The sequence below is a fragment of the Terrabacter aeriphilus genome, assembly GCF_039542985.1.
GTDB classification, from domain to species: domain Bacteria; phylum Actinomycetota; class Actinomycetes; order Actinomycetales; family Dermatophilaceae; genus Terrabacter; species Terrabacter aeriphilus.
Genome location: NZ_BAABIW010000014.1, coordinates 127,487 through 151,704, shown reverse-complemented (window position 1 = coordinate 151,704; position 24,218 = coordinate 127,487). Strand labels below are relative to the sequence as shown.

Sequence of the window (24,218 nt, the reverse complement as noted above, 5' to 3'; positions counted from 1 at the left end):
CGCGTGGCCGCGGGCCACTGGCCGCAACGGGTCAGAGCTGCTCGCCGAGGAGCACGGGCTCGTTGACGAGCGTCACGCCGAAGGCGTCCCGGACCCCGTCGCGCACCTGGCGCGCCAGGGCGAGCACGTCGGCGGCGCTCGCGCCCCCGCGGTTCGTCACGGCGAGGGTGTGCTTCGTCGAGAGGGCCGCGGGCGCCGGCAGGCCGAACCCCTTGCCGAAGCCGGCGTGCTCGATGAGCCAGGCCGCGCTCGTCTTGACGTGCCCGTCACCCTCGGGGAAGCGCGGCGGGGTCGTCCCCTCCCACCCGAAGCGCTCCCCCACGCGCTCGACGAGGTCGTCGAACTCGCGGCGGCTGAGCACCGGGTTGGTGAAGAACGAGCCGCACGACCAGGTGTCGGGGTCGGCGTCGTCGAGCACCATGCCGCGGGCGCGGCGCTGGTCGAGCACCGCCTCGCGCGCGTCCGACAGGGGCACGCGCGTGCCGAGGGGGACCCCGAGACCCGTCGCCAGGGCGGCATACGCGATCGGGCGGCTGAGGTCGCCGACCTCGAACTGGAACTGGACGTCGAGCACGACGTAGCGCGAGTGGCCCTTGAAGCGCGAGTGGCGGTAGGTGAACCCGCAGTCGTCGTTCATGAAGGTGCGCACGGCCTGCTCCTGTCGGTCCCACGTGCGCACCTGCGCGATCGTCTGCGAGACGTCCTGGCCGTAGGCGCCGACGTTCTGGATCGGCGTCGCGCCGGTGCGCCCGGGGATGCCGCTGAGCGCCTCGATGCCGGCCCAGCCCTCGGCGACGGCGCGCGACACGACGTCGTCCCACACCTCGCCCGCAGCGACCCGCACGACGGCGCCGCCGCAGTAGTCCGCCGACTCGGGCTCGATGCCGGACGTCGTGACGTGCACGACGGTGCCGGCGAAGCCCGCGTCGGGCACGACGACGTTGGAGCCGCCCGAGAGGACCAGGAGCGGCTCGTCGGCGTCGTCGACCTCGCGCACCGCGTCGACGAGCTCGTCGGTGGTCGTGACGGTCACGAGGCGCGCGGCGGGGCCGCCGACCCGCATCGTCGTCAGGGTCGAGAGGGGGACGTCGTGGTCCTCGCGCACGGGGGGTGTCCTGCCGGTCAGTCGAGGCGGGCGACGGCGAGGGCGCGGCCCAGCACCTTCTCGCCGTTCGCCGTCGCGGTGAGCTCGACGGTCACCCGCTTGGTCTCGGGGTCGACGGCCTTGACCACGCCGGTGACCTCGATGTCGGCGCCACCGTCGTAGGGCACGACGACCGGCCGGGTGAAGCGCACGCCGTACTCGACGACGCGACCCGCGTCGCCCACCCAGTCGGTGACGAGGGTGACGGCCGAGCCCATCGTGAACATGCCGTGGGCGATGACGTCGGGAAGGCCGACCTGCTTGGCGAACGGCTCGTCCCAGTGGATCCGGTTGCGGTCGAGCGAGGCACCGGCGTACTGCACGAGGCGTGGTCGGTCGACGTGGACCGTGCGCGCCGGGAGGGTGTCGCCGACGGCCACGTCGGCGACGGCGCGGACGGCGGGCAGCGGGCTGGGCGTGGCCATCACTCGGCTCCTCGGATGACGATGGTGGAGGTCGCGGTGCACACCGGTTCACCGGACTCGGTGGCGAGCTCGGTGCGGGTCGTCACCATGGCGTGGCCGCCGGCCTCGCGCACCGTGTCGACGTGGAGTGTGCCCACGACGGCGTCGCCGGCCGTGAGGGGGCGGTGGTGGGTGAAGCGCTGCTCGCCGTGCACGACGCGAGAGAAGTCGATGCCGGCCTCCGGGTCGGCGATGAGCTGCGCGTCGCACTGCTGGGCGATGAGCACCGCGAAGGTCGGCGGCGCGATGACGTCGGCGTAGCCGCGCGCCCGGGCCACCTCCGCGTCGACGTGCACGGGGTCGGTCGAGCCGACCGCCTCGGCGAACTCACGGATCTTGGCGGCACCGACCCGGTAGGTCTCGGTGGGCGGGTAGACCCGGCCCTGGAAGTCTGCGTTCACCGGCATACCGGCACCCTACCGACCGGCGCCGGGAACGACGACGCTCCCCCGGCCGTGGGCCGAGGGAGCGTCGGATGCGTGCTGCGCTGGGGTCAGCGGGTCTCGCGGTGCTCCGTGTGCTTGCCGCACTTGGGGCAGAACTTGTTCATCGCGAGACGGTCGGGGTTGTTCCGACGGTTCTTCTTCGTGATGTAGTTGCGGTCCTTGCAGTCCACGCACGCCATCGTGATCTTGGGACGGACGTCGGTGCTCTTGCTGGCCACGGCAACCTGCTCTTTCGGGAACGTACTCGGGTTTTCGGTCGTCTTGCGACGGGAGCCGCGTCTCGGCCCCGGGCAACCGGGTGACACGCAGGCGCGACGTCCAAGATTACGCGACACCCCGATGATTCGAGAAATCGACCGGGTCCGCGCGGACATGGTAGCGGGAGCGGGGCTCGATCCCGCGACCTCACGATTATGAGTCGTGCGCTCTAACCAGCTGAGCTACCCCGCCATGGGCTGCCGTCCCCGGCCCCGCCGCAGCTGCGACGGGCCGGGAGCGACCGACCAGAGCCCCAATAGGGAATCGAACCCTAGACCTTTTCCTTACCATGGAAACGCTCTGCCGACTGAGCTATTGGGGCGCGGTCGGCCCCGCGGGGCCGACCTGTTGTGCGACGGTGAGACTACACGGTCGTCGGCGCGGATACGAAATCGGGCGCGGGTCACGCACGGGCGGTGTCAGTTCGCGTCGTCGTGGCCGTCGTCGTTGGCGTCGTCGTGGGCGTCGAGCGCCTGCTGCGCCGCCTCCTCCTCCGCCTCGCGCCGATCACGGATGCCGCCCGCCTCGTCGAGCTGAGCGGTGACCTTCTCGAGGCGCGCTCGGGCCGTGGCGAGCCGGCGCTCGAGGTCGGCGATCCCCTCGGTCACCTCCTCCTGGCGGGCGCTGAGCACGCCGACCTGCCGGTCGGCCGAGCGCAGGGCGCCACGCGCCGCGTCGAGCGCGGACTGCAGGCGGGTGCGGGTGGCCGCGCGGCGCGAACGGCGACGCTCCTCGAGGTCGACGGCCTCGACGGGGTCGACGGCCTCCTCGTCGTCGGCGCCGGTCTCGGCCTCCCCACCACCACCGCCACCACCACCGCGGCCGCCACCGCCGCGCAGGACGGAGAGCGCCGGCCGACGGGAGGTGGCGGCGTCATCGTCGACGGCGTCGTCGGGTGCGTCGTCGTCGCCCATCGCCACGACGTCGGCGACGTCGACGGACCCGAAGCCCGAGTACGTCAGGGCCCGCACGAGCGACCCCGTGAGCACCGACGCCTCGGCGTCCTCGTCGGCGATGAGCGCCGTCAGGGTGTCACGCACCTCCTGGGCGACCCCGGCGCCCAACCGCTGCCCGGCCTGGGCCGCCTCCTCGGCGATCCTCTCGGCCACGGCGTCGACCCGCGTGGCCCGCTCGCGGCCGAGGAGGCGCAGCTGGTCCGCGTCGAGGGTTCGCTGCGCCTCGCGCAGCAGCTCGGCGAACGACCGGAGCTGCTCGAGCTCGTCGGGGCGGCTGCGCACGAAGTGGTTGACGGCCCAGGCGGCCGTGGTCGGCTTGCGCAGCGCCCCGATCGAGGCCGCGAGGTCGCGCTCCCCCGCCGACCGTGCCTCCGCGACGAGCTCGGAGCGCAGCGCGGTGAAGCGCGTCGGTGGAGCGGCGTACAGCTGCTCGACGGCGGCACGCAGGTGCAGGATCACCCGAGCATCCTGTCGTAGAACCCGGTGGTGCGGCAGGCCGCGGACCGGCAGGCTGGGCCGGTGATCTGGATCTGTGCGACGTGCGCCGTCGAGACCGACGACCTGCCCACCCCGCCGGACACCTGCGCGGTCTGCGAGGACGAGCGCCAGTGGGTGCCCACCGACGGTCAGCGGTGGACGACCCTCGACGAGCTGCGCGAGCGCGGCACGCGCATCACGGTCACCGAGGTGGAGCGCGACCTGTGGGGCCTGCGCGCCGAGCCCGAGGTCGGCATCGGCCAGCAGACGATGGTCGTCCGCGTGCCCGAGGGCGTGCTCCTCTTCGACTGCGTCGGCTACGTCGACGACGCGGCGCTGGAGCTGGTGCGCTCGCTCGGGCCCACCCTCGCCGTCGCCGCGAGCCACCCGCACATGTACGGCGTGCAGACCGAGTGGGCTCGGGAGCTGGGCGGCGTGCCGGTGCTTGTCGCCGGCGCCGACGCGGAGTGGGTGCGCCGGCGCGACCCCCTCGTCGAGCTCTACGACGACCGGCGCGAGGTGGCGCCCGGCCTCACCCTGCACCGCGTCGGCGGGCACTTCAGGGGGCAGGCCGTCGTCGAGTGGACCGGCGGGAACGACGGCGCCGGCGTGCTGCTCGCGGGCGACGCCGTCTTCCCGAACCCCGACCGCCGGTCGGTGAGCTTCATGCGCAGCTATCCGAACCGGATCCCGTTGTCGGGCAACGTGGTCCAGCGCATCGCCGGACAGCTCGAGACCCTGCACTTCGACCGGCTCTACAACAACTTCGGCGGCGTCGTGCCGACCGGCGCCCAGGAGGTCGTCCGGCGCTCGGCGGACCGGCACGCAGCCTGGACGCGAGGGGACTTCGACCACCTGACGTGACCAGGCGGCATAACCGGTCGGCCGGGTCGGCGTGCGGGCCGGCGGGTCAGCCGGCGTCGAGCGTCGACTCCTTGTGCGCCGCCTTGGCACCCGTCTTCTCCGACTCGACGATCCAGTACGGCTCGTCGTCGGACGCCTTGAACTTCTGCCCGTCGAAGGTGAACTCCTTGACGCGCTTCTCGACCGCGGTGCCGGTGGTGCGGCCCTGCGAGGTGTTCCAGTGGACCGTGTCGCCCTTGCTGATCGCCATGGCTCGATGAGAACACGTCGGGCGCGCCTGTGCCAGAGGCGCCCCGACCGGGTAGGTGCACGGCGACGGCGTCGTCCGGCGCCGCACTCACAGCGTGTGGAGGAGAAGCCATGAGCGACACCCCGATCGACCCGGTGGGCGAGTCCACCAGCGACGACCCGCTGACCGAGGGCCCCGCCGACGGCGGAGCCGACACGAGCAGCCACGACGGCGGCGCCGACGGCGGCGCCGACACCGAGGGCCCCGCGGACGGCGGAGCCGACACGGAGAGCCACGACGGCGGCGCCGACGGTGGCGCCGACACCGAGGGCCCGGCCGACGGCGGAGCCGACACGGAGAGCCACGACGGCGGCGCCGACGGCGGCGCCGGGGCGGACCCGGCCAACGCGATCTGATGACCGCAGGCACGACGAGCCGGGTGCCCACGCCGACGCGTGGGCGCTCGGCGCTCGAGCGCCTCGTCCCCCTGTCCGCCGAGACCTTCGCGCGGGAGCACTGGGCGCACGCCCCGGTCGTCACCCCGGCCGCCGAGCTGCCGGGCGGCATCCTCGACCTCTTCGGCGAGGCGCAGGTCGACGAGCTCGTGTCCAGGCGCGGGCTGCGGGCCCCCTTCCTGCGCGTCGCCAAGAACGGGCGCACCCTCGGTGACCGCGAGTTCACCCAGGGCGGCGGCGTCGGGGCCTCGGTCACCGACCAGGTGAGCGACGACAAGCTGCTGCGGCTCTTCGCCGACGGCGCCACGATCGTGCTCCAGGGCCTGCACCGCACGTGGGGTCCTCTCGTCGACTTCACGCAGCAGCTCGCCGAGGAGCTCGGGCACCCCGTGCAGGCCAACGCCTACGTGACGCCGAGCCAGAGCACCGGCTTCAGCGACCACTACGACGTGCACGACGTCTTCGTCCTCCAGATGGCCGGCGAGAAGCGCTGGCGGCTCCGCCCACCCGTCCACCCCGCGCCGCTGCGCGACGAGCCGTGGACCGACCACCGCGCCGCCGTCGAGGCCGCCGGGAGCCGGGAGCCCGAGCTCGAGTTCACCCTGCGGCCCGGCGACGTGCTCTACCTCCCCCGCGGGTGGGTGCACTCGGCGACCGCCCTCGGTGGCGTCAGCACGCACCTCACCCTCGGCGTCCACGTCTGGACCCGCCGCCACGTGGCCGACGAGCTCGTCTCCATCGCCCTCGCCGAGCTGAGCCGCGACGAGCAGCTGCGGTCCTCGCTCGCGGTGTCGTCCTCGGGCTTCGGCACGGAGCGCCTGGCGCCCGACGTCGAGCTCGTTCGCGAGAGCCTCGTGCGGGCCCTGGGCTCGATCGACCCCGTCGCCGTCGTCGACGCCCTCGAGGCCCGCGCCCGCGGCACCCAGCGCCCCGCCCCGATCGGTCCGCTCGCCCAGGTGTCGGCCGCGCAGGCGCTGCGCGACGACACGACCCTGCGCCTGCGCCCCCACGTGGCGGCCCGGCTCGTGCCCACGGGCGGTGGCGGCGCGGTCCTGCGCAGCCGGCTCGCCGACTTCCCGGTCGAGCCCCGCGACGTCGGCACGCTCGTCGCGCTCGTCGACGACGGCGTGCTCTGCGCCGACATGGTCGGCCTCGACCTCGCGCGCCGCCTCCTGCTCGCCGGCCTCCTCGTCGTCGCCGACGAGAACCCCGACACCCCCTGACTCAACCGTCGAGAGGCCAGAGTTTGCGGGTCCCGGGTCGTCGAGAGGCCAGAGTTCGCGGGTCCCGGGCCGTCGAAAGGCCAGAGTTCGCGGGTCCCGGGCCGTCGAGAGGCCGGACTTCGCGGGTCAGCGCGTCAGCGCGGCGGTGAGGGCGGCCTTCGCACCGACGAGGCTCGGGCCGTACCACGTGAGCAGCCTGCCGCTGACGAGTGCGGTGCGCGTGCGGGTGAACGCCTCCGGGCCGTCGTCCACCGTGAAGACGTAGGGCTCGTCGGGCAGGAGCACCACGTCGAGGCCCTCGCGGTCGAGGTCGTCGAGCTCCACGCGGGGGTAGCGGTCGGCCGCGTCGGCGAACGCGTTGCGCCACCCGAGGCGCCTCACGACGTCGCCGGTGAAGGTGTCACGGCCGACGACCATCCACGGGTCGCGCCAGATTGCGACGGCGACCTCCGCCGACGGCTCGGGCAGCGGCCCGACCCACTCGTCACGGGCGTCCGCGAGCCAGTCCGGCGTGCCGACGTCGAGCACGTCGGTGAAGAGCCGATCGAGCGAGTCGAGCGCCCCCGGCACCGTCTCGATGTCGGTCACCCAGACGCGTATGCCGTCAGCACGCAGCCGCTGCACGTCGAGCTCTCGGTTCTCCTCCTTGTTGGCCACGACGAGGTCCGGGCGCAACGCCGCGATCGCTGCGCGATCGGGGTTCTTGGTCCCGCGCACGCGCGGCACCGCGAGGTCGGCCGGGTGCGTGCACCAGTCGGTCGCGCCGACGAGCCGCTCGGGGCAGGTCGCCGCCAGGGCCTCGGTAATCGAGGGCACGAGCGACACGACCCGCCGCGGCGGCGCGTCGAACGACACGGCACACCCGAGGTCGTCAGCGGTGGTCACAGGTCGCATCCTTTGGCCTCTCGACGGTCCCGCACCCACGAACTCTGGCCGCTCGACGGTCCCGCGCCCACCAACTCTGGCCTCTCGACGGGTGAGGACCCACGAACTCTGGCCTTTCGACGGTGGGGTGGTCAGACGTTGCGGCGGTACTGGCCGCCGACCTCGAAGAAGGCCTCGGTCACCTGCTGGAGCGAGCACACGCGCGCGGCCCGCATGAGGACGTCGAAGACGTTGCCACCCTCGATGGCGACGGCCCGCAGCTCGTCGAGGGCGGCCGCGGCCTCGACCTCGTGCGCGCTCCGGAAGGCGCGCACCCGGGCGAGCTGGCTCTGCTTCTCGTCCTCGGTGCCCCGGGCGAGCACGACCTTGCGGGGCGTCTCGCCCTCGTGCGGGTTGCGGAACGTGTTGACGCCGATGATCGGCAGGCTGCCGTCGTGCTTGCGGTGCTCGTAGAGCATCGACTCGTCCTGGATGCGGCCGCGCTGGTAGCCGGTCTCCATGGCGCCGAGCACGCCGCCACGCTCGGTGATGCGGTCGAACTCCTTGAGCACGGCCGCCTCGACGAGGTCGGTCAGCTCGTCGACGACGAAGGAGCCCTGGAGCGGGTTCTCGTTCATCGCGAGGCCCCACTCGCGGTTGATGATGAGCTGGATCGCGAGCGCCCGGCGCACCGACTCCTCCGACGGCGTCGTCACGGCCTCGTCGAAAGCGTTGGTGTGCAAGGAGTTCGCGTTGTCGTAGATCGCGATGAGCGCCTGCAGCGTCGTGCGGATGTCGTTGAAGTCCATCTCCTGCGCGTGCAGCGAGCGGCCCGACGTCTGCACGTGGTACTTCAGCTTCTGCGAGCGGTCGTTGGCGCCGTACCGCTCCTTCATCGCCACCGCCCAGATGCGCCGGGCGACGCGGCCGAGCACGGAGTACTCGGGGTCCATGCCGTTGCTGAAGAAGAAGCTCAGGTTCGGCGCGAAGTCGTCGACGGCCATGCCGCGCGCGAGGTAGCCCTCGACGTAGGTGAAGCCGTTGGCGAGCGTGAACGCCAGCTGGCTGATGGGGTTCGCCCCCGCCTCGGCGATGTGGTAGCCCGAGATCGACACCGAGTAGAAGTTGCGCACCTCGTGCTCGATGAACCACTCCTGGATGTCCGCCATCATCTTGAGGCTGAACTCCGTGCTGAAGATGCAGGTGTTCTGGCCCTGGTCCTCCTTGAGGATGTCGGCCTGCACCGTGCCGCGCACGTTCGCGAGGGCGTATGCCGTCAGCTCGGCCCGCTCGGCCTCGCCCGGCTCGCGCCCCTCGCGTGCCCGGAAGGCGTCGACCTGCTGGTCGATGGCGGTGTTGAGGAAGAAGGCGAGGATCGTCGGCGCCGGGCCGTTGATCGTCATCGAGACCGAGGTGGTCGGCGAGACGAGGTCGAAGCCGTCGTAGAGCGCCTTCATGTCGTCGAGCGTCGCGATCGAGACGCCCGACGTGCCGACCTTGCCGTAGACGTCGGGGCGCGGGTCGGGGTCGCGGCCGTAGAGCGTCACCGAGTCGAAGGCGGTCGACAGCCGGGTGGCCGGCTGGCCCTCGGAGAGCAGCTTGAAGCGGCGGTTGGTGCGGAACGGGTCACCCTCGCCGGCGAACATGCGGGCGGGGTCCTCCCCCTCGCGCTTGAACGGGAAGACGCCCGCCGTGAACGGGAAGTAGCCGGGCAGGTTCTCACGGCGCAGGAACGAGACGAGCTCGCCGTGGTCGCGGTAGCGAGGCAGCGAAACACGCGGGATCTTGTTGCCCGACAACGACTCTCGCGTCAGGGCGTTGCGGATCTCCTTGCCGCGGATGGTGACGACCTGCTCGTCGCCCGAGTAGGACTCGACGACCGACGACCAGCGCTCCAGCGCTCCGGCGACCTCGGACGGCACGTCGGTGCGCGCCTCGTCGAGCAGGGCCTCCACCGCCTCCACCGCGCTCTCCGCGCTGCGCAGCTCGTCCGACGCGGCGGCGTCGGTCAGCTCGCCCCGCACGGACTCGAGGCGCTGCACGCGGGACGCCGCCGCCGCATACCGCTCGGTGGCCTCGTGGTAGCCACGGACGGTGTCGCTGATCTCGGCGAGGTAGCGCACGCGCGACGGCGGCACGATCGCGGCGATGCGCGTGGACTGCTTCGTCGCGACAGGAGCGAGCACCCCCTCGGCGACCGGCATCCCCTTGTCGGACAGCAGGTTCCGCAGGTGCTGGTAGAGCGCCGTGACGCCGTCGTCGTTGAACGTGGCCGCCGAGGTGCCGAAGACGGGCATGTCGGCCGGGCCCTGGCCGAAGGCCTCGCGGTTGCGCACCATCTGGCGCCCGACGTCGCGGAGCGCGTCCTCGGCGCCGCGGCGCTCGAACTTGTTGATGGCCACGACGTCGGCCTGGTCGAGCATGTCGATCTTCTCGAGCTGGCTGCTCGCGCCGAACTCGGGCGTCATGACGTAGAGGGAGACGTCGGAGTAGTCGACGATCGCGGCGTCGCCCTGCCCGATGCCGGGCGTCTCGAGCACGACGAGGTCGAAGCCGGCCGCCCGCACGACGTCGAGCACGTCGTCGAGGTGGGTGGGCACCTGGGAGCCGCCCCGCGTCGCGAGGCTGCGGAAGAAGACGCGGTCGCCGTCGAGCGAGCTCATGCGGATGCGGTCGCCGAGGAGGGCGCCACCACCGCGGCTGCGGGTCGGGTCGACGGCGAGCACGGCCACGCGCAGCTTGTCCTGCTGGTCGAGGCGCAACCGGCGGATGAGCTCGTCGGTGAGGCTCGACTTGCCGGACCCGCCGGTGCCCGTGATGCCGAGGACGGGCACCCGGCGCCGCCCGGCGGCCGCGCGGATGCCGTCGAGCAGCTCCTCACCCAGCTCGCCCTCCTGCGCACCGGTCAGGGCACGCGCGACGGCGGCCCGCTCGCCGGCGAGGACCGCCTCGAGCGTGGGCGCCTCGAGCTGCCACGGGTCGAAGTCGCAGTCGGCGACGACGGTGTTGATCATGCCGGCGAGCCCGAGGCGCTGGCCGTCCTCGGGGCTGAAGATCGTGACCCCGGACTCGCGCAGCCGCGCGATCTCCTCGGGCACGATGACTCCGCCACCGCCGCCGACGACGCGGACGTGCCCGGCGCCGTTCTCGCGGAGCAGCTGCACGAGGTACTCGAAGTACTCGACGTGCCCACCCTGGTAGGAGCTGACCGCGACGCCCTGCACGTCCTCCTCGATCGCCGCGTCGACGACCTCCTGGACCGAGCGGTTGTGGCCGAGGTGCACGACCTCCGCCCCCTGCGTCTGCATGATGCGCCGCATGATGTTGATCGACGCGTCGTGCCCGTCGAAGAGGCTGCTCGCCGTCACGAGCCGCACGTGGTGGCGCGGGGCGTGGAGCGTGGGCTTGGCGGGCTGGGACTGCTCGGTCACGACTGGCCTCCGGGGTGCGACGTTGACCCGAAAATAGTAGGACTTCCTACTAATGGACGTCAACGCGTCCGGACCCTACGATGGGCGGATGAGCGCGCAGACCAGCCCGGCCGGCGTCCCGGCGGGCTCCGGCCTCGGCTTCGACCCGATCGCCCGGGCCCGCGAGCAGTGGCGCGAGCAGGGTTGGGGCGCGGCCGCCGACGGGATGGCCGCCATCACCTCGCTCATGCGCGCGCACCAGATCGTGCTGGCCCGGGTCGAGGCGACCCTGCGTCCGCTGGGCGTGACGTTCGCCCGCTACGAGGTGCTCATGCTGCTCTGGTTCAGCCGGCGGGGGTCGCTGCCGATGAAGGTCATCGCCTCACGCCTGCAGGTGCACCCGACGAGCGTGACCAATGCCGTCGACCGGCTCGAGGACGCCGGGCTCGTCACGCGCTCGACCCACCCCGAGGACCGTCGCGCCATGGTCGTCGCGCTCACCCCGCCCGGGCGCGAGCTCGCCGAGCGCGCCACCCACGCCCTCAACGCCGACGTCTTCGAGCAGCCCGACCTCGGTGAGGGCGACGTGCGCTCGCTCGTCGACGTGCTGACCCGGCTGCGCCGCAGCGCCGGCGACTTCTGAGGCCTGCCGCGCCGCGCTCCGGCTCCTAGCCCGCGCGCCCCACGGCCGGAGCACCCGGACCACCCGGGGCACCCGGGGCGACCGGCACAGCGCTCGCCAGCTGCTCGAGCACCTCCACGGCGGCCGCGACGTCGCCGAGCAGCGTGCGGTGGGCGAGCGGGCGGCGGCTCAGCTCGCTCCCCTCCTCGACGATGCCCCACACGTCCGTGCCCGACCCGACGTAGTCGGAGTACTTCGACGGCAGGTAGGGGTTGGCGGCATGGGTCTGCGCCGTGCGCGCATCCATGACGAGGAGGACGTCGAGTCGCGTGCACAGGTCGAGGTACTCGAGATAGCCGACATAGGGGCCCACGTGCACGACGTCGGCCAGGCCGGCGTCCGCGACGGCCGCCGCGAGCTGGTCGGGGTCGCGCGTGAAGACGTGCAGGCGCACCCGGGCGCGCGTGGCCGGGTCCAGACGCTGCAGCGCGTCGACGACCTCCCCGAGTCCGCGCGTGGCGTAGAGCACGCCGAAGTAGCCGAGGTGCACGACCCCGGTCTCGAGGGCGTATGCCGTGCGCACCCTCCCGTAGAGGTCGGCGCTCGGCACGGGGTGCGGTCGCACGACGGCCCGCTCGGCCGCCCGGGCCGCGAGCGCCCGGTCGGGGAAGTCCTCGAGCATGAGGTCGCGCTGGTTGTCGTTCGTGAAGACGACCTCGTCGGCGAGGGCGTAGGCGAGCGTCACCGCCCACAGGAACATGTCGTCGGACGCCGGCGGGGTGACGCCCCGGGCCTCGAGCCCGCGGCGCAGCTCGGAGAGCAGGGCCGGGTCGGCGGGTCCCTCGCTCGCCCGCGCCGACCCGTCGATGTCGTGCAGCAGCGGGTCGGAGAACTCGGCCACCCACCGCAGGTGGGGGTGGCGCAGCACGACGAGGGCGGAGAGCACGTGGGAGGCGAGCGGCGTGCTCCGGCTGTAGACCGAGCGGTAGCGCTCACCCACGCCGCGCCGTTCGAGCTCGGCCATGCCGCGGCGGACGAACGCCGTCACGCCGGGCCACCAGACCCAGACCGGCGGCGTGTCCACGGTGCACACCTCGCCGACGTAGTCGCGCCACACGAGCTCGGACGACCGGTCGATGCGGTCCTCGGGCCGGTGGGCCAGGGTGAGCACGTCGACGACCCGCTCGGCCTCGCGCACGCGGCGGGCCGCCACGGTCGCCGCGGTGTCGACGAGAGGGACCGCGAGGTAGAGGATCGCGAGGTCGCGGGCGACACCCCGGTTGAGCCGGGCCGGTTGCACGCCGGACAGCCCGCGGGCGCCGCGCTCGCGCACCGCCTCGCGGTGGCCGTCCGGGTGCGCGCGCAGCACCCGGTTGGCCTCGTCGGTCTCCTCCACCACCATCCAGGCCCGCGCGGCGAGCGCCGCGGCGCCGGTGAGGGGCAGCGTGTGCAGCCGCTCGAGCCCGGCGAGGAGCGTGCCCGCGGGCGGCGCCGGCCGGGTGCGCCGGGGTGCGGCGGAGCGGTAGTAGACGGCGTCGTCGGTGACGGCGCAGAACGAGACCTGCACGGGCCCGGTGAGCAGGAGCCGGGCCCAGAAGACGGCGTCCTCGGACGCGGTCAGGTCGTCGTCGAAGCCGGTGTCGCGGGCCAGCCGGGTCGGCACGAGCTTGGCCACCCCGTGTCCGAGGGCCGAGGGCGCCCGGCCGAGCCCCACGGTGCGGCCCTGGAACCGCAGCGGCTGCTCGAGGCGCGGCGCCGAGAACCGCGCGGGGCGCCCGGGCGGAGGGGTGTCGACGACGAAGCCCGACGCGACGACACCCTCACCGGCCCGGTCCCGCAGCCCGCGGAGCAGGTTCGGGGCGACGCGGTCCTCGTCGTGCACGACGGTGACCCAGCGGCCCCTGGCCGTCGCCAGGCCCACGTTCTTCGCTGCCGCCCGCGTCAGCGGCGGGGTCGTCAGGTGGCGCAGGCGCAGCGCCGGGTGCGCCACCCGCACCGCGTCGACGACGGCGCGCGTGCCGTCGTCGGGGCCGTGCTGCACGACGACGACCTCGAAGGCGTCCGTCGGCAGGGTCGAGGCGGCGAGCGAGCGCAGGCACGCGCCGAGCCAGGCCGAGCCGTGCGCGGTCGGCACGAGGACGGTGACGTCCGGACGGTCGGACGTCCGGCCCTCGTCTGCGCGCACGGGTCCTCCAGGATCTGCCGGGTCGGCCGCCACGTCGCGGCCCGGTGGGGCGCGCGCGTCCGGACCACCGGACGCGCCGCGATTACTCTAGGGTGCACGCGTGACGAATCCCGTGTGGACGGACGCGTCCGTCATCGTCGTGTCGGAGGACGTGCCACGGGCGGCCGTGCTCGCCGCGCGGTTCCCGGAGGCCGAGCTGAGCACGACCGGGGCGCCGGACCCCGAGCCCGGCCAACCGCTCGCCTCCTGCCTCGTCGTGCTGGCCGACGCCGATGCCGCCGCAGCCGTGACGCGGCTCGCCCCGCGCCTCACGGCCGACGCAGTGGTCCTCGTCGAGTCGACGCGCCACGACCGGGCCGTCCCCGGCCGCCACGTGACCGAGCACGTCACGCTCGACGGGTTCGAGCTCGACGTGCTCGAGCCCGTGGGCGCCCCGCCCCGTCCCGCCGGTGCCGACGCACCGGCCGCTGCTGCCGACGACACGCCCGCCGAGACGAACCCCGACACGACCGCCGGGACACCGGCCCACGGGACACCGGCCGCAGCGGGTACGTCCCCGACCACCTCCTCAGCGGGCGCCGACACCCCCACCGCCCCCGCCCCGACCTCCTCCTCGGGCCGAGAGGACCGCGACCCCGACCGGACCCCGGCACCGACCCGGAGCCGCACCACGGCCGGCACGGCCGCCGCGGCCGGCGGCGCAGTCCTCGTGCTCGTGCTCGTGGTCGCCGTCGTCGTCGCGCAGCTGACGACGACGGGCTACGTCGGCTTCGCGGTGACCGCGCTCGCGCTCTCCGGTGCCGCCGCGCTGGCCGGCCTCGCGCTGCTGCAACGGCGCGGCATACGGGCGCTGCGGGCCTCGCTCGAGGCCGACCGGGCGCGCGAGCGCTCGGCGCGGTCCCGGCTCGAGCGTCGGCTGGCTGACGTCGGCACGGGCGTGCAGGCCGACACCGCGGCCCTGGCCGCCCGCGTCGAGGACGTCGAGCGCACGCTCACCGTCGTCACGGCATCGGCGCTCGAGACCGCGCGCCGCCTGCCCGAGCCGCGCGGTGCCGAGACCTTCACCGACCCGGCCGAGCTGCAGGCCATGCACCAGACGCAGGCCGTCGCCAACCTCTTCGCCCTCGTGCCGGTGCGAGGCGTCATCCCGTTCATGGGCGGCTGGGCGGCCTCGCCGGACCTCGTCGTCGTGCTCGTGCAGGAAGTGCTGACCCGCCGCCCGGCGCTCGTCGTCGAGTGCGGCAGCGGGGTCTCCACCCTCTGGATGGCCCTCGTCATCGACCACTTCGGCCTCGAGACGCGCATCGTCTCGCTCGACCACGACCCGGAGTACGCCGAGCAGACGCGGCAGACCCTGCGCGACCACGGGGTCGCGCACGTGGCCGAGGTGCGCGACGCACCCCTCGGCCCGGCCGGGCTGGAGGGCCACGACACCGACTGGTACGCCGTCGAGGCGATCGAAGACCTCCACGACATCGGGCTGCTCTTCGTCGACGGCCCGCCCGACACGACCGGGCCGCTCGTCCGCCTCCCCGCCGTGCCGCTGCTGCGCGACCGGCTCGCTCCCCGCGCGAGCGTCGTGCTCGACGACGCCGTGCGCGCCGGCGAGCAGGAGGTCACGACGCGCTGGCAGGCCGTGCTGCCGGACTTCACCCTGACTCGGCTGCCGCTCCAGAAGCAGGCGTCGCGCCTGCGCCGCGGCTGAGACCCTCGCCGCCGGAACGGTCCCGGACGGGCCGCCGCAGGTCGTGGGCGGTCGTCGTCTCACCCGGTGCATCGCCATAGCGGGATGAAAGCCTCGAGTCGGGCACGCGGGGTCCCGACGCACGTGAAAGCCCGAACAGGCCGCTTCCCCGCGCCCTACAGTCGGCCGTGGGGAAGCGTGGGAACGGGGTGTGTCGACTCGGCGGGGGGCCGGCTCGGGCACGACGCGACTACCCCCGATCCCGGGCGGCAGTGCGCTGCCCGGCCTCGTCCGTCAAGGGGGAAGTGCCATGAAGAGCCTGCGCAGCGCAGCCGTCGCCGTCGTCGCCGCAGCCGTGGCGGCCGTCACCGCCGGAGTGCCGGCGGCCGTCGCGATCCAGCCGCCCGCCCCACCGCCCTCGGCCTCCGCGATGGTCAACGCGGTGCCCTCGGCCATCACCCCCGCCGTCGACGACGGCGACGTGCGGGCGATCGCCAAGGTCGGCACCACCATGGTCATGGGCGGCAACTTCACGAGCGTGGGCGGGGTCGCACGCAGCCGCGTGGCCACCTTCGACGCCGCGACGGGCGCCCTCGGGTCGTTCGACCTGCCCTTCGACGCCGAGGTGCTCTCGCTCGTGCCCGGCCCGACACCCGACACCGTCTACGTCGGTGGCAGCTTCACCCTCGTCGGCACGACGGCGGTCAAGAACGTCGTGCTCGTCAACATCGCGACGAACTCGATCGTCAGCACCTTCAAGACCCCCGGCTTCGGCACGTGGGGCTCGGTCAACGACATGGTCATGGTCGGTGGCCGGCTCGTCCTCGGCGGCACCTTCACCCTCGTCGGCGGCAGGGCCCACGCCGGCCTCGTCGCGCTCAACGCGACGACCGGCGCCGTCGACCACACGTGGATGAACATCCAGCTGAGCGGCCACCACAACGACACCGGCAGCGGCGCCCAGGGCCCGGTCGGGCCGTGGAACCTCGACGTCAGCCCCACGGGCGACCGCATCGCCGTGATCGGCAACTTCCGGCTGGCCGACGGGCTCGTCCGCGACCAGGTCCTGCAGGTCACGACGACCGGCACGACCGCCGTCGTGACGCCGGACTGGAACACGAACCGCTACAACCCCTACTGCATCAAGAACGCCTTCGACTCCTACGTGCGCGGCGTCTCGTACTCGCCCGACGGCTCGTACTTCGTCATCGGCGCGACCGGTGGCGGCAGCCGCGACACCCTGTGCGACGCCGCCGCGCGCTTCGAGACGTACACCTCGGGTGCCGACGTGCAGCCGACATGGGTCAGCGAGACCGGCGGCGACACGATGTGGGCCGTCGAGATCACCGACAACGTCGTCTACGTCGGCGGCCACCAGCGCTGGACGAACAACCCGTACGGCGTCGACTTCGCCGGCCCCGGCGGCGTCGCGCGGCCCGGGCTCGTCGCGCTCGACCCGCGCAGCGGGCGTCCCCTGACGTGGAACCCGGGGCGCAACCCCGCGGGCAAGGCCGTCTACGCCCTGCTCGCCACGACCGAGGGCCTCTGGGTCGGGTCGAACACCGACTTCGTCGGCAACTTCTACTACGTGCGCAAGAAGATCGCCTTCTTCCCGTATGCCGGGGGCGTGCCGCTCGCGGCCACCAACGTCGGCGCCCTCCCGGGCACCGTGCTCGTCGGCGGGCCCGTCACCCCGACGCCCGCGACCGACGTGCTCTACCGCGTCAACGCGGGTGGCGCGACCGTGGCCTCCGTCGACAGCGGGCCCGACTGGGCCGGCGACACCGGCACGACGAACCCGCTGCGCAACAGCGGCAGCACCGCCACGACGGTGACCACGAGCGGCGTCAAGCTCGGCGCCACCCTGCCCGCGACGACCCCGTCGCTCGTCTTCGAGAGCGAGCGCTTCGACCCGTCGACCGCGCCCGAGATGCAGTGGTCGTTCCCGGTGCCCGCCGGCACGGCCGTGCAGCTGCGGGTCTACTTCGCCAACCGGTCGAGCAGCACCAAGGCCGTCGGCGCTCGCACCTTCAACGTCGACGTCAACGGCTCGCGGTGGCTGAGCAGCTACGACGTCGTCGCCGACGTGGGCGACCAGACGGGCACGATGAAGGCCGTCAACCTCACCGTTCCCTCGACCGGGGTCAACGCCGGCAAGGTCGCCGTGGCCTTCGGCCACGTGCGCAACAACCCGCTCGTCAACGCGATCGAGATCGTGCGCACCGGCACGACGACCGTCGTGCCTGCTCCGTCCGACGCGCTCTCGCAGGTCGGCCTGGGCGCGACGGGCGTCACGTCGCCGGCCGAGCCCGCAGCCACGGGCGTGCCGTGGTCGAGCACCCGTGCCGCCTTCATGGTCGGGTCCAAGGTGTTCACGGCCCAGACCGACGGCTACCTCTGGTCGCGCACCTTCACGGGCACGACGTGGGGCACCGCAGAGCAGGTCAACCCCTACCACGACCCCAAGTGGATGACCGTCAGCAACAACCTCGGCGGCACCTACGACGGCGCCTTCCCGTCGCTCTACCCGCAGCTGGCGAACGTCACCGGCATGTTCTACGACTCGGGTCGGCTCTACTACACCATCTACAACGACAGCCGGCTCTTCTGGCGCTGGTTCTCGCCCGACAGCGGCATCGTCGACGAGCGCACCAACACCGTCCCGAGCTCGGTCGACCTCAGCACGGTCCGCGGCATCTTCGCGGCCGGCGACAGCGTGTACTACGCCTCGCGCACCGACAGCACGCTCTACAGGGCCGGCTGGGCCGGCGGGGCCGTCACCGGCACCCCCGTCGCCGTCAGCGGCCCGGCCGTCGACGGCACGTCGTGGGCCAACCGGTCGATGTTCCTCTTCGCCGGCCCGCCGCTCAACCGGGCGCCGAAGGCGGCGTTCGCCCAGACCTGCTCGGGCGCGACGTGCACCTTCGACGCCACGACGGCGAGCGACCCGGACGGGACGATCGCGTCCTACGCCTGGGACTTCGGTGACGGGACGACCGGCGCCGGCGTCACCGCGAGCCGCAAGTACACCGCGTCGGGCACCTATGCCGTGACCCTCACCGTCACCGACGACAAGGGCGCCACGGCCACCCAGACCGTGAAGGTGCCGGTCACCGTGCCGGCCAACCAGGCGCCGACCGCGAGCTTCGCGTCGTCGTGCACGCCGGCCCGGTGCAGCTTCGACGCGAGCGCGTCCACCGACACCGACGGCAGCGTGGCCTCCTACGTGTGGGACTTCGGCGACGGCTCGACGACCACCGGCGCCACCCCGACGCACGCGTATGCCGCGTCGGGCAGCTACCCGGTCACCCTGACGGTCACGGACGACCTCGGGCTCGCCGGCACGTCGACCTCGACCGTCGACGTGACCGCCACGAGCAGCGTGGCCTTCGTCGGCGCCGCGCACTCGGCGGCCGGCTCGGCGAAGTTCAAGGCCGCGGCCGTGCCGTCCGGCACGCAGCCCGGCGACGTGCTGCTCATGATGTTCTCCCGCCCCACCGCCGCCGCCTTCACGGGACCGACCGGGGTGACGGGATGGACGCAGGTCGCGACCGTCGTCAACGGCAGCGTCACCTCGACCGTGTGGCGCAAGACGGCCGAGGCCGCCGACCTCGGCGCGTCCGCCCGGTTCGACGACCCGAGCGCCTTCCGCCTCGGCACGCTCGAGATCGCGAGCTACCGCGGGGCCGACGCGACGAGCGTGCGTGCCGTGAGTGCGGTCGACGCCGGGCAGAGTGCCCACACGACCGCACCGGTCGCCGCCCGGGCCGGGGACTGGGTCGTCTCGCACTGGGCCGGCCTCACCGCGGCGGTGTCGCCGTGGACGCTGCCCAACGGCGTCACCCTGCGCGACCACCTGGAGGACCCGAGCGGCGCGTACCGCTACGAGTCGCTCCTCGTCGACACCGGTGCGCCGGTCGCGACGGGCGGCACGGTGGCGGGCGTGACGGCCACGACGGCGAACAGGTCCGACCGCGAGGTGATGTGGACCATCGCGCTGGGCCAGCCGTGACGTCCGGCTGACGCCGCACCGAGTCCCGACGAGCGGGGCGCCCGGACCTCCGGGCGCCCCGCTCACCCGTCCCCGTCACGACCCAGCGCCCGGTCGAGGAAGGCGTTGCCGAAAACGTGTGCGGGGTCGACCCGCTCGCGCAGCGCACGGAAGTCGGGCAGCCGGTCGTAGAGCGGCTCGAGCTCGCGCACCCCGGCGACGAAGCACTTGCCCCAGTGCGGACGGGCCCCCAGCGGCAGCAGCGCGGCCTCGACCGCGGGCAGGACGGCATACACCCGCACCGGGTCGCGCACCCAGGTGAAGTGGACGGCGACGATGTCGCGGCCCTGCGCGCCGCTCAGCCAGAGGCGGTCGGCGGCCACGGTGCGCAGCTCGCTGACCTGCAGCACGGGCGCCATCCGCTCCCCCAGGGCCCGGAGGCGGTCCACGGCGGTCAGCGCGTGCTCGCGAGGCACGAGGTACTCGCTCTGCAGCTCCTCGCCACGGCTCGGCGTGACGCCCGGGCGGAAGTGCGGCAGGCGCTCGAGCCACGGGCCGGGCACCCCGCCCTGCGCGGTGACCGATGCCGTCGCACCGCCCTCGAGCATGTGCAGCGTCGTCGTCGCCGCCGAGGCACCGGGCAGCGCGGCCGGCGCCTCGTCGGCCCGGCTCTTGAGCCACACCTGCTCGATGCCGTCCTCGCGCCAGCGGGTGAAGAGGCTGACGCTGTAGGCGCTGCCCGTCACGAGGTCGAGGTCCTCGACGAGCGCCGCCCAGGCCAGCCCCGTGTAGACGTCCTGCCGCACCGCATACGTCGGCTCGATGTCGAGGGTGACCGCGGTGACGACGCCGAGCGCGCCGAGCGCCACGACGCTGCCCTCGAAGTCGGCGTCGCCGCGCGCGACGGTGCGCAGCTCGCCGTCGGGGCCGACGACCTCGAGGGCCGCGACGGCCGTTGCGAGAGAACCGTTCCCGACACCCGACCCGTGCGTCCCGGTGGCCACGGCCCCGGCGACGGAGATGTGCGGCAGCGAGGCGAGGTTGCCGAGCGCCCAGCCCTGCCGCTCCAGCGCGACGGCCACGTCGCCGTAGGTCGCCCCGCCCGTCACGCGCGCGCTGCGGCTGCTCGCGTCGACCGTCACGCCCGTCGGCAGGTCGGCGAGCGAGACGAGGACGCCGTCGTCGGCGTCGGTGATGTCGGTGAGGTCGGTGAAGCTGTGCCGCGAGCCGAGGGCGCGCACGCGCCGGGCACCCGCGACGAGCTCCTGCACGTGCTCGACCGACCGCGCCCGCACGATGCGCGCGCGGTAGCGGTGGTTGCCCGCCCAGTTCGTCTCAATCGGCCTGCCCGTCCCGGTGCCCACGTCCCCAGTCTCGGGGACGGCGCCGCGACGTGCGGTGGCGGGTCGCTAGTGCCGACGCAGGTGCCGGGGCTCCTCGTGGAGCTCGGGGTGGACGTCGACCGGCAGCTCCTCCGGCTCGGCACCCTCCCCGGGTCGCGCCACGCCCCACCCGTCGGCGGTGATGGTGTCGATCGGCGGGTTGCCCACGAGGTGCGAGCGCTCCGCACCCTCGGGATGGTCGCGCCGCGCGCGCTCGGTGGCGTCGACGTGGCCGTTGAGCGACTCGCTCGAGTCGCCACCGCGCCGGACGTGGCGCGGGCCGACGACGAGCAGGCCGATCACGAGCACGACGACGACGGCCAGCATGACGAACAGCCCAACTCGATCACCCATGGCACCTCCCGGGTCCGATCCGTCACCCTCGACGGTACTCCGCCGGGGTCGTGACGGGAACGGATCGACGGAGCCGGACGGCGCGCTCGAACCGGCGGGGCCGCGGGCCACCGCCGGTCGGGTGACCGGGGCTCAGCCCTGGTCGGGCGAGCTCCCCACGTCGTCGGACGTCGCGCGCAGCGGGTCGCGCACGTCGGGGGTCCGCCCACCCGCGCCCTCGCCGGGCACGGCGCCACCCTCGCCGGAAGCCGTGACGGCGTCGGTCGGCGGGTTGCCGACGAGTCGGTCGGGATCGGGCCGGGGCACCGGCCCGCCGTGCGCCGCCTCCACCGCCGGGTTCAACGTCTCGTGCTCGGCGTCGTCGCCGGCGCGTCGACGCGGTCGCATCACGACGAGGATGGCGGCGAGCACGACGATCACGCCCAGCATCACGAACAGTCCTGCGCGGTCACCCATGGGTCTCCTCCGGTGCTCGGGTGCATCTTCCGCCCGTCGTACCCAGACCCTCGCCGGCCGACACGCGACCGAGGCCACCGACACCGACACCGACACGACACAGACACCGACACCGGCGTCCCGACGGGCAGCACGCCTGCAGTCCCCGTCGGCCCCCCGTCAGCTCCGGGCCATCCCGAGGTCAGTCCTCGGGGGCGGTGCGGGCCGCGCGCGCCCGGGCGACACGGGCGGCGCGCTCACGCTCGAGGCGCGCCTTGGGGTCGTTGCCCTCCCCCAGCTGGGCGGGGCCGAAGACGGTCAATCCGATCATCCGCAGCCGGTAGCCGATGCGGTAGCCGACGGACAGGCCCTCGGTGGAGTTGGCTCGCGGCACGGTCACGCCTTCCGGTTCGTTAGTGCACTAAATGTTAGTGTACACAGAAGCCGGCGACGAACGACAGGAGGCTCGATGCGCACCCCCGAGGCAGAGGTGTCCCCCGACGACCTGCTCAAGCTCGACCAGCAGGTCTGCTTCGCGCTGGCGGTGGCCGCGCGCAACGTCATCGCCCTCTACCGGCCCGTGCTCGAGCCGCTCGGCCTCACGCACCCCCAGTACCTCGTCATGCTGGCCCTCTGGGAACGCTCGCCGCTCACCGTCCGCGAGATCGGCAACCTGCTGCGCCTCGAGCCCGCCACGCTGTCGCCGCTGCTCAAGCGGCTCGAGGCGGCCGGGCTCGTCTCCCGCGACCGCCACCCCGACGACGAGCGCGCGCTCGCGATCACGCTCACGGGGCGCGGCCGGGCCCTGCGCGAGCAGGCGCTCGGGGTGCCGCCCCGGGTCGTGGCCGCCCTCGGCATGGACCTCGACGAGCTGCAGGCCCTGCACGCCTCGCTGACCCGCGTCATCGCGGCCACCTCCCCGGCGGGCTGAGGGCGAGCCACGGCCGGCGACTACCGGCTCTCGAAGGTCTCCTTCGCCTTGGCGATCGCGAAGCCCCAGCCCTGCGACACGGTCGGCTTGGGCGGCACCGCCACCTCCTCGGGGTTCGTCACGACGTCGAGCAGCACCGGACCGTCCGCCGAGAACGCCCACCGCACGGCGTCGTCGAGCTGCTCCGGGTCGGTGACGCGGCGGCTCGTCAGCCCCATCGCCGTGGCCACGGCGGCGAGGTCCGGGTTGTCGAGCTCGGTGCCGAACTCCGGCAGGCCGCCCTGCTCCTGCTCGAGCTCGACCATGCCGAGCCGCCCGTTGTCGAAGACCACGACGACGACGGGCAGCCGGTAGGTCACCGCGGTGCGGAGGTCCCCGAGCAGCATCATGAGGCCGCCGTCGCCGGCGAAGGCGACGACGGGTCGTCCGCGGTCGAGGCCCTGCGCGCCGAGCGCCATCGGCAGGGCGTTCGCCATCGAGCCGAGGTTGTAGGAGCCAACGAGCCGGCGCGTGCCCCGCATCGTGACGAAGCGCGAGAGCCACGCGGTCGACATGCCGGTGTCGCTCGTGAAGATCGTCGAGTCGGGGGCGATGCGGTCGACGGCGGCCGCGAGCGCCTCGGGCCGGATCAGCCGCTCCGGGTTGTCGAGGACGGCGCGGGCACGCCCGAGCAGGGTGCGGTCGTGGCCGGGGTCGCGCAGGCCGCGCTGCCGCTCCTGCCACGAGGCGTATGCCGACACCGCCTTCTCGAGGTGCGTGCGGTCGGTGCGGCGCTCGAGGCGCGGCACGAGGGCGCGCAGGGTGGCCGCCGCGTCACCGACGAGGGCGTGCTGCACGGGGGTGCGGCGCCCGATGTGCTCACCGCGCGCGTCGAGCTGGACGACGACCTTCCCGGTCGGGTACCAGTCGCGGTAGGGGAAGTCGGTGCCGACGAGCACGAGCACGTCGCAGTCGTCCATGGCGGCCGCGGCGGCCGGGTTGCCGATGAGCCCCGACTGGCCCACCTGGAACACGTTGTCGCGCTCCAGCACCTCCTTGCCCTTGAGGCTGAGCACCATCGGCGCCGCGAGCACGTCGGCGAGCTCGAGCACCTCGGCGCGCGCCCCTGCCGCGCCGCACCCCACGAGCAGCGTCACGTCCGCGTCGTCCGCGAGGGCGGCGACCGCGGCCTCGAGCTGCTCGTCGGGCGCGGCAGCGGCGGCCCCGCAGGAGGCGAACGTCGCGGGACGCACGTCCTTGTCGACGGTCAGGTCGCCGACGTCGCCCGGGAGGGTGAGCACCGAGACGCCGCGCAGCGACACCGCGGCGTTGACGGCCTGCTCGAGCAGGAAGGGCAGCTGGGCAGGCGACGACAGGGTCTGCGACCACACCGACACGTCGGCGAAGAGGGCCGCGTTGTCGACCTCCTGGAAGAAGTCGGTGCCGATCTCGGGACTCGGCACCTGGCCGCAGATGGCGAGCACGGGCGCGTGCGACTTCTTCGCGTCGTAGAGGCCGTTCAGCAGGTGGATCGACCCGGGCCCGACGGTGCCCATGCAGACCCCGACGGTGCCGGAGAGCTGCGCCTGGGCGCTCACCGCGAACGCGGCGACCTCCTCGTGACGCACCCGATCCACTCGATGCGGTCCTCGCGGCGGATGGCGTCGGTCAGCGGGTTGAGGGCGTCGCCGACGACGCCCCACACCTGCCTGACCCCGGCCTGGGCGAGCGAGGTGATGAGGTGCTCGGCAACGGTCGTCATGGGTGTCCTCTCGTCCGGCGGCACGCGCGCCGCCACCAGCGACCTACCCCCAACCTCCTGCTGGGCACCGGCTGGACGTGCGCTGTGAGTGCCTTCCCAGCCG

General features: G+C 73.6%; 21 protein-coding genes, 2 tRNA genes and 1 pseudogene. 7 read left to right on the top strand and 17 right to left on the bottom strand.

What is annotated here, in order from left to right; translation table 11 throughout:
* Positions 1–31 precede the first annotated feature (31 nt).
* From ABD979_RS09885 to ABD979_RS09855, 7 genes are all read right to left on the bottom strand, one after another.
* On the bottom strand, positions 32–1,105 hold the full coding sequence (locus ABD979_RS09885; RefSeq protein WP_345507302.1) for a UDP-N-acetylmuramate dehydrogenase: 1,074 nt from the start codon (positions 1,103–1,105) through the stop codon (positions 32–34).
* A 17-nt stretch (positions 1,106–1,122) separates the two neighbouring features.
* The gene (locus tag ABD979_RS09880) at positions 1,123–1,569 is read right to left on the bottom strand and encodes a MaoC/PaaZ C-terminal domain-containing protein (protein WP_345507301.1); all 447 of its coding nucleotides are present in this window, start codon (positions 1,567–1,569) and stop codon (positions 1,123–1,125) included.
* Positions 1,569–2,015 carry an FAS1-like dehydratase domain-containing protein gene (locus ABD979_RS09875; protein ID WP_345507300.1) on the bottom strand — a complete coding sequence of 149 codons (447 nt, stop codon included), beginning with the start codon at positions 2,013–2,015 and terminating at the stop codon, positions 1,569–1,571. Before ABD979_RS09875 ends, ABD979_RS09880 begins: the two co-directional genes overlap by 1 nt.
* Before the next feature lie 86 nt (positions 2,016–2,101).
* Positions 2,102–2,272: a 50S ribosomal protein L33 gene (gene rpmG / locus ABD979_RS09870; RefSeq protein WP_034801502.1), complete on the bottom strand. Its 171-nt coding sequence runs from the start codon at positions 2,270–2,272 to the stop codon at positions 2,102–2,104.
* 155 nt (positions 2,273–2,427) lie between these two features.
* Positions 2,428–2,504 (bottom strand) — tRNA-Met (locus ABD979_RS09865).
* Positions 2,505–2,561: 57 nt separating this feature from the next.
* Positions 2,562–2,634: transfer RNA gene (locus tag ABD979_RS09860), tRNA-Thr, on the bottom strand.
* 97 nt (positions 2,635–2,731) lie between these two features.
* Positions 2,732–3,727: a hypothetical protein gene (locus ABD979_RS09855; protein ID WP_345507299.1), complete on the bottom strand. Its 996-nt coding sequence runs from the start codon at positions 3,725–3,727 to the stop codon at positions 2,732–2,734.
* Between the two features lie 60 nt (positions 3,728–3,787).
* Between ABD979_RS09855 and ABD979_RS09850 the strand changes: the two genes are divergently transcribed.
* Positions 3,788–4,609: an MBL fold metallo-hydrolase gene (locus tag ABD979_RS09850; protein WP_345507298.1), complete on the top strand. Its 822-nt coding sequence runs from the start codon at positions 3,788–3,790 to the stop codon at positions 4,607–4,609.
* A 46-nt stretch (positions 4,610–4,655) separates the two neighbouring features.
* Here ABD979_RS09850 and ABD979_RS09845 read toward each other — a convergent pair whose 3' ends face one another.
* Positions 4,656–4,859: a hypervirulence associated TUDOR domain-containing protein gene (locus ABD979_RS09845; protein WP_345507297.1), complete on the bottom strand. Its 204-nt coding sequence runs from the start codon at positions 4,857–4,859 to the stop codon at positions 4,656–4,658.
* Positions 4,860–4,969: 110 nt separating this feature from the next.
* Here ABD979_RS09845 and ABD979_RS09840 point away from each other — a divergent pair, with 110 nt between their 5' ends.
* The gene (locus ABD979_RS09840) at positions 4,970–5,254 is read left to right on the top strand and encodes a BatC protein (protein ID WP_345507296.1); all 285 of its coding nucleotides are present in this window, start codon (positions 4,970–4,972) and stop codon (positions 5,252–5,254) included.
* Positions 5,254–6,516, top strand: coding sequence for a cupin domain-containing protein (locus ABD979_RS09835; protein ID WP_345507295.1), 1,263 nt, complete (start codon positions 5,254–5,256; stop codon positions 6,514–6,516). Before ABD979_RS09840 ends, ABD979_RS09835 begins: the two co-directional genes overlap by 1 nt.
* 126 nt (positions 6,517–6,642) lie before the next feature.
* Here the strand turns inward: ABD979_RS09835 and ABD979_RS09830 are convergent, their stop codons facing one another.
* The gene (locus ABD979_RS09830) at positions 6,643–7,410 is read right to left on the bottom strand and encodes a helical backbone metal receptor (protein WP_345507294.1); all 768 of its coding nucleotides are present in this window, start codon (positions 7,408–7,410) and stop codon (positions 6,643–6,645) included.
* Between the two features lie 122 nt (positions 7,411–7,532).
* Positions 7,533–10,811 carry a fused isobutyryl-CoA mutase/GTPase IcmF gene (icmF, locus tag ABD979_RS09825; RefSeq protein ID WP_345507293.1) on the bottom strand — a complete coding sequence of 1,093 codons (3,279 nt, stop codon included), beginning with the start codon at positions 10,809–10,811 and terminating at the stop codon, positions 7,533–7,535.
* Between the two features lie 88 nt (positions 10,812–10,899).
* On the opposite strand from icmF, the gene ABD979_RS09820 reads away from it, so the two are divergent.
* The gene (locus ABD979_RS09820; protein ID WP_345507292.1) at positions 10,900–11,433 is read left to right on the top strand and encodes a MarR family winged helix-turn-helix transcriptional regulator; all 534 of its coding nucleotides are present in this window, start codon (positions 10,900–10,902) and stop codon (positions 11,431–11,433) included.
* A 25-nt stretch (positions 11,434–11,458) separates the two neighbouring features.
* On the opposite strand, the gene ABD979_RS09815 is transcribed toward ABD979_RS09820, so the two are convergent.
* Positions 11,459–13,597 carry a glycosyltransferase gene (locus ABD979_RS09815; protein ID WP_345507291.1) on the bottom strand — a complete coding sequence of 713 codons (2,139 nt, stop codon included), beginning with the start codon at positions 13,595–13,597 and terminating at the stop codon, positions 11,459–11,461.
* A gap of 100 nt (positions 13,598–13,697) precedes the next feature.
* On the opposite strand from ABD979_RS09815, the gene ABD979_RS09810 reads away from it, so the two are divergent.
* Entirely contained in the window at positions 13,698–15,302 is a 1,605-nt protein-coding gene (locus tag ABD979_RS09810; RefSeq protein ID WP_345507290.1) for an O-methyltransferase, read from the top strand.
* A 289-nt stretch (positions 15,303–15,591) separates the two neighbouring features.
* Positions 15,592–19,293, top strand: coding sequence for a PKD domain-containing protein (locus ABD979_RS09805; protein ID WP_345507289.1), 3,702 nt, complete (start codon positions 15,592–15,594; stop codon positions 19,291–19,293).
* 62 nt (positions 19,294–19,355) lie between these two features.
* Here ABD979_RS09805 and ABD979_RS09800 read toward each other — a convergent pair whose 3' ends face one another.
* The 4 genes from ABD979_RS09800 to ABD979_RS09785 form a co-directional block, all read right to left on the bottom strand.
* Complete coding sequence (locus ABD979_RS09800) at positions 19,356–20,636, bottom strand: FAD-binding protein (protein ID WP_345507288.1); 1,281 nt, start codon at positions 20,634–20,636, stop codon at positions 19,356–19,358.
* 45 nt (positions 20,637–20,681) lie between these two features.
* The gene (locus ABD979_RS09795; RefSeq protein ID WP_345507287.1) at positions 20,682–21,008 is read right to left on the bottom strand and encodes a hypothetical protein; all 327 of its coding nucleotides are present in this window, start codon (positions 21,006–21,008) and stop codon (positions 20,682–20,684) included.
* Between the two features lie 132 nt (positions 21,009–21,140).
* Positions 21,141–21,464 carry a hypothetical protein gene (locus tag ABD979_RS09790; RefSeq protein WP_345507286.1) on the bottom strand — a complete coding sequence of 108 codons (324 nt, stop codon included), beginning with the start codon at positions 21,462–21,464 and terminating at the stop codon, positions 21,141–21,143.
* Between the two features lie 181 nt (positions 21,465–21,645).
* The gene (locus ABD979_RS09785; protein WP_345507285.1) at positions 21,646–21,837 is read right to left on the bottom strand and encodes a hypothetical protein; all 192 of its coding nucleotides are present in this window, start codon (positions 21,835–21,837) and stop codon (positions 21,646–21,648) included.
* A 75-nt stretch (positions 21,838–21,912) separates the two neighbouring features.
* Here ABD979_RS09785 and ABD979_RS09780 point away from each other — a divergent pair, with 75 nt between their 5' ends.
* Positions 21,913–22,374, top strand: a complete 462-nt coding sequence (locus ABD979_RS09780; protein ID WP_345507284.1) for a MarR family winged helix-turn-helix transcriptional regulator — start codon at positions 21,913–21,915, stop codon at positions 22,372–22,374.
* Between the two features lie 20 nt (positions 22,375–22,394).
* Here the strand turns inward: ABD979_RS09780 and ABD979_RS09775 are convergent, their stop codons facing one another.
* A complete protein-coding gene (locus ABD979_RS09775; protein WP_345507606.1) occupies positions 22,395–23,210 on the bottom strand; it encodes a thiamine pyrophosphate-dependent enzyme in 816 nt (271 codons plus the stop codon).
* A gap of 12 nt (positions 23,211–23,222) precedes the next feature.
* Positions 23,223–24,115: pseudogene (locus ABD979_RS09770) on the bottom strand (thiamine pyrophosphate-binding protein); the annotation flags it as partial.
* Positions 24,116–24,218: the final 103 nt, after the last annotated feature.

Coding starts and splice junctions, on each gene's coding strand:
- ABD979_RS09780 (WP_345507284.1), top strand. CDS start 21,913: ATGCGCACCCCCGAGGCAGAGGTGTCCCCCGACGACCTGCTCAAGCTC.
- ABD979_RS09790 (WP_345507286.1), bottom strand. CDS start 21,464: ATGGGTGACCGCGCAGGACTGTTCGTGATGCTGGGCGTGATCGTCGTG.
- ABD979_RS09795 (WP_345507287.1), bottom strand. CDS start 21,008: ATGGGTGATCGAGTTGGGCTGTTCGTCATGCTGGCCGTCGTCGTCGTG.
- ABD979_RS09880 (WP_345507301.1), bottom strand. CDS start 1,569: ATGGCCACGCCCAGCCCGCTGCCCGCCGTCCGCGCCGTCGCCGACGTG.
- ABD979_RS09820 (WP_345507292.1), top strand. CDS start 10,900: ATGAGCGCGCAGACCAGCCCGGCCGGCGTCCCGGCGGGCTCCGGCCTC.
- ABD979_RS09805 (WP_345507289.1), top strand. CDS start 15,592: ATGAAGAGCCTGCGCAGCGCAGCCGTCGCCGTCGTCGCCGCAGCCGTG.
- ABD979_RS09875 (WP_345507300.1), bottom strand. CDS start 2,015: ATGCCGGTGAACGCAGACTTCCAGGGCCGGGTCTACCCGCCCACCGAG.
- ABD979_RS09845 (WP_345507297.1), bottom strand. CDS start 4,859: ATGGCGATCAGCAAGGGCGACACGGTCCACTGGAACACCTCGCAGGGC.
- ABD979_RS09830 (WP_345507294.1), bottom strand. CDS start 7,410: ATGCGACCTGTGACCACCGCTGACGACCTCGGGTGTGCCGTGTCGTTC.
- ABD979_RS09835 (WP_345507295.1), top strand. CDS start 5,254: ATGACCGCAGGCACGACGAGCCGGGTGCCCACGCCGACGCGTGGGCGC.
- ABD979_RS09840 (WP_345507296.1), top strand. CDS start 4,970: ATGAGCGACACCCCGATCGACCCGGTGGGCGAGTCCACCAGCGACGAC.